The organism is Cellulomonas sp. P4_B5_2 (assembly GCF_056402235.1).
In genome coordinates this window covers 1-3,835 of the sequence record NZ_JBFUHU010000344.1, presented here as the reverse complement: position 1 = coordinate 3,835, position 3,835 = coordinate 1, and the positions used below count along the sequence as shown (strand labels likewise).

Annotated in this window: 5 protein-coding genes and 1 tRNA gene; all 6 read right to left on the bottom strand. The window is 73.7% G+C overall.

Translation table 11 applies throughout. The features are described from left to right. Nucleotides 1-33: 33 nt before the first annotated feature. Complete coding sequence (locus AC1DUQ_RS19070) at nt 34-450, bottom strand: DUF2510 domain-containing protein (protein WP_477074359.1); 417 nt, start codon at nt 448-450, stop codon at nt 34-36. Beyond that, nucleotides 447-1,178 carry an RDD family protein gene (locus AC1DUQ_RS19065; RefSeq protein ID WP_477074358.1) on the bottom strand — a complete coding sequence of 244 codons (732 nt, stop codon included), beginning with the start codon at nt 1,176-1,178 and terminating at the stop codon, nt 447-449. Before AC1DUQ_RS19065 ends, AC1DUQ_RS19070 begins: the two co-directional genes overlap by 4 nt. Before the next feature lie 121 nt (nt 1,179-1,299). Continuing rightward, the gene (locus AC1DUQ_RS19060; protein WP_477074357.1) at nt 1,300-2,250 is read right to left on the bottom strand and encodes a hypothetical protein; all 951 of its coding nucleotides are present in this window, start codon (nt 2,248-2,250) and stop codon (nt 1,300-1,302) included. A 99-nt stretch (nt 2,251-2,349) separates the two neighbouring features. Then, complete coding sequence (locus tag AC1DUQ_RS19055; protein ID WP_477059712.1) at nt 2,350-2,796, bottom strand: HNH endonuclease; 447 nt, start codon at nt 2,794-2,796, stop codon at nt 2,350-2,352. 15 nt (nt 2,797-2,811) lie between these two features. Beyond that, a tRNA-Arg gene (locus AC1DUQ_RS19050) sits at nt 2,812-2,888 on the bottom strand. 128 nt (nt 2,889-3,016) lie between these two features. Continuing rightward, on the bottom strand, nt 3,017-3,751 hold the full coding sequence (locus AC1DUQ_RS19045; RefSeq protein WP_477059711.1) for a TetR/AcrR family transcriptional regulator: 735 nt from the start codon (nt 3,749-3,751) through the stop codon (nt 3,017-3,019). Between the last annotated feature and the right edge of the window lie 84 nt (nt 3,752-3,835).

Genomic DNA, 3,835 nt, shown 5'->3' with positions numbered 1-3,835 from the left:
CGGCAAGGCCGCCGAGAGCGTCGTCCGTGGCGCCTATGCGGCCGTGTTGACCAGGTAGAGAACGCAGAAGACGCCGCCGAGCACGCCGCCGACGATGCCGAACACTGCGCGCCCCGACCCGTGCCCACCGGTGCGGGCACGCCGCAGGCCCAGCACGCCCACCACGACCGCCACCGGGGCGAGCGGCCAGATCAGCAACGCCAGGAGGCCGAGGTAGCCGGCCAGGATCGACTGCCACGAGCGGCCGACGGGCAGCAACCAGTGGAGCGTCTGATCAGGTGCCGTGATCCCCGCGGGGTCGCCCACGGGCGCCGGGGGCCACGGGGCCGCCACCCTCGCGCCCGGCGCGGGCGGCAGCGGCGCGACGTGCGGGGTCCAGCTCGTGCCGTCGTACCAGCGCAGGACGCCAGGCGTGGCGCGGTCGTCGTACCACCCGGGAGCCGTCGTCATCGCACCGAGACTGTCTTGACGATCTTGTCCGCGAACGTCTGCCGCTTCGCGTCCCAGAGCGGGAACCAGAAGCCGAGGCCGAAGATCCAGCAGTCGAGCCAGTGCGCGAGGTCCCGCAGCAGGGCACGCCAGACTCCGACGTTCTCCCCCGTCTCGTCGCGCGCGAGCCGCAGACCGACCACCTTCTTGCCCCACGACTGACCAGTGCGCGACTGCTGGAAGCCCCGGTTCCACACCCAGAGCGCCAACGAGACCAGCGCGCCGATCGCCAGCGCGGCCGAGCCGGCCGGCGTCGAGACGCTCGTCGGCTGACCGAACTGGTCGTACCCGGGCGTCGACAGCATGCCGGAGACGAACGCACCCACCCAGTACGGGATCACCCCGAGGAGGTCGAGCAGCATCGCCGCGACGCGCAGACCCCAATGCGCGTACGTCGGCGCCGACGCGAGCGGGTAGCCGTATGTCGGGGCGGCGTACTGCGGGCCGGCCGGGTAGCCGTAAGGCGGCGCCGCGGGCGTCCCGTAGGACGCGAACGCGGGGTGCTGCGCCTGCRGGGCACCGAACGGGTCGGCCTGGAACGGCGGTGGTGGAGGCGTGCCGTACTGGTCACCCGTGTACGGCGGCGGCGTGCCGTAGGCGTCGCCCTGCGGCGAGTAGGCGGGAGCGGCGAAGCTGCCGGGCTGCCATCCGGCGCCGCTCGGCTGCTGGTACGGGTCCTGGTTGCTCACGGCGCTCCTGGTGTCGGTCCCGCGCGCCGGGGTCCGCGGCGGTCTGCGCTGGACATCGACGTCTCACCCGCTCCGCGTGAGCGTCGACGGATCACGATCTGACGCATCACCCGATCGGCTCTCAGGCGCGGACCAGCTCCTCCTCGACGACCCGGAGGTAGCGGGTGGCGCCCTGCCCGTACAGGACTCTGGCCGACACCCTCTCGTGGCGGTGCACCGGGATCAGCACGCGATGGGTCAGGCGCGCGCCGATGGGCAGCGGCTCGACCACGACCTCGCGCTCCCACGCGTGCTCGGGCACCCCGGAGAGGCTGCGCAGCACGATCGACCGGCCCGGACGCAGGCCGACGACCTGCTGGAACGTCGCGGCGCGCCCCCCGCCGACCCTGTCGACGAGCACGCAGACGAGCTCACCGACCTCGCCCCGCCGGGAACCCGGCACCGTGAAGCTCACGGCCGACGGGTCCGACGACTCGAGCGCGACCCTCTCCGCATCGGCGACGAGCTCCCAGGCGTCCTCGGCCGACGAGGCGATCTCGATGGCGGCGGTGACCTCGATGTCGACGAYCGATCCGCCGTCCGCACACCGCGGCACGCACGGAGCGTCGACCTCGGGGGCGACCTGCCCGGTCATGCACGCGGCGATCCGGCCGAGGTGCTCGACCAGCGCGGCCGAGAGGCGGGGCCGTAGGGCCTCGACGTGCTCGGGGTGCGTCTCGGCGGCCACCTCCCACGTCAGCTCGCCGTCCGCGACGGTCACGGTCTCCCGGTGGCCGTGGCCCTCGCTCAGCACCCGCACGACGAGGCGGACGCCCTCGACACGCTCGACCGTCTCGCCGAGCACTCCTTTCCAGGACCCGTCCCCCTGTCGGACGACCGTGCACAGGACCTCACCGACCGCGCCCGCCGGCGTCCCGGGGACCACGAACGACCGGACGTGCTGGGCACCGAGGATCGCGCCTTCGTTCCCGGGGTCGGTGACGAAGGCCCAGATCTCCGCCGCCGTCCGCGGAACGGCGACCTGCTCGCACACGTGGGCCGTCACCAGCGGGCGGCGCAGATGAGCCTGCACCTTCCGCCGGTGACGCCACGCCTCGACCGCCGCACGGCCCCCGAACCACCTGCGTGCGATCCACTCGTTCACCCTGGACGAGTCGACCAGGTGGACTCTCTACTTGAGCAGCTCGAGGTGCGACGGCACGCGCGGCTCGAACCGCAGCCGCATCCCCGCCTCCGTAGGCGTGCGGTCGCGCTTGCGGTGGTTGCAGGCCGCGCAGGCGGCGACGGTGTTCAGCCACGAGCTCGCGCCGCCGCGGCTGCGGGGCAGCACGTGGTCGACGGTCAGCGCGCCACCGGTGCCGCAGTACGCGCAGACGTGCCCGTCGCGGACGAGCATCCCTGCACGGGACCACGTCGGCACCCCGCCCCGGTGGCGCCAGCGCATCTGCACGTAGCGGACCAGGCGGAGCACCGCGGGGAGCGGGTACGGGCCGAACGTGCGGCCGTCCACGGCCTCCTCGACGACCGCGACGCGGCGGTGCAGCATGCGGACGGCGTGCGCGAGGGAGACGCGGTGCAGCGGCTCGTAGCCCGCGTTCAGGACGAGTACTCCCGCCATCGTCGTTCCTCTCGGTGGTGCCCCGCGCTGGAGTCGAACCAGCAGCCTCCGGCGTCGTAGGCCGGCACTCTGTCCTGTTGAGCTAGCGGGGCGGATCGGTGTGTGGTCGCGAGCGGAGGAGTYGAACCTCCCGGGGCGGGGCTCATCGACCCGCCGGCGACCTGCGCCCGCGGCGACCAGGGTGCGCGCCGGGGCCGCGATCCGGCCAGTGATTTCCCGGTCAGTCGAGCGAGATCCGCAGCCCGACGCCCGCGGCGGCCGTGGCGATCGTGACGTCGAAGACCAGGGCGGGGTCGGCGGCGACCCGGTGCAGGTGGCCGAACAGCTCGACGGAGATCGCGCCGACGAGGGATGTGAAGAGGGTCGCCGACCGCGTGGCCACCCGGGCCACCTCGACGGGCACGGCGGCCGGATCGGGGAAGCCGGCGAAGGCGTAGACCTCGGGTGTCATGCGACCGACGGGGTCGAACGCAGGGCCCGCCGGGTCGAGCACGCCGTCCCCGTACGCCTCCAGCAGCAGCCCGACGAGGACCGCCCACACCCGGACCGCGGAGCGCACGGTGTCGTCGGGGGCGCGGTAGCCGCGGACCGGCGTGCCGTAGATGAGCTCGAACGAGTACGGCTGCTCGAGCGCCCACCGCCGCACGGCGCGCGCGACCTCGAGCCACGCCTGAGCGGGGCCGGCGTCACGGGCGCCGGCAGCGGCCTCCTCGGCGACCTGGCCCACCGCGTCGTACGCCTCGATGATCAGCAGGGTCAGCAGGGCGTCGCGGGAGGGCACGTACCGGTAGACCGCCGACGACGCCATGCCGAGGTCCCGCGCGACTGCGCGCAGGCTCAGCGCCGCGGACCCTTCGCTCTCGAGCCGGGCGCGGGCCGCGGCGAGCAGCTCGGACATGAGCTCGGCCCGGGCCCGCTCCCGTGCGCGCAGGGGGGCGGTCGTCGGCTCGGTCATGGCGTCAGTGTGCCAGAACTGCGAGCAGTGCTCTTGTTCTCGTCGCAGTCTTGTGCGAGCATTGCTCACATCACAGAGCACTGC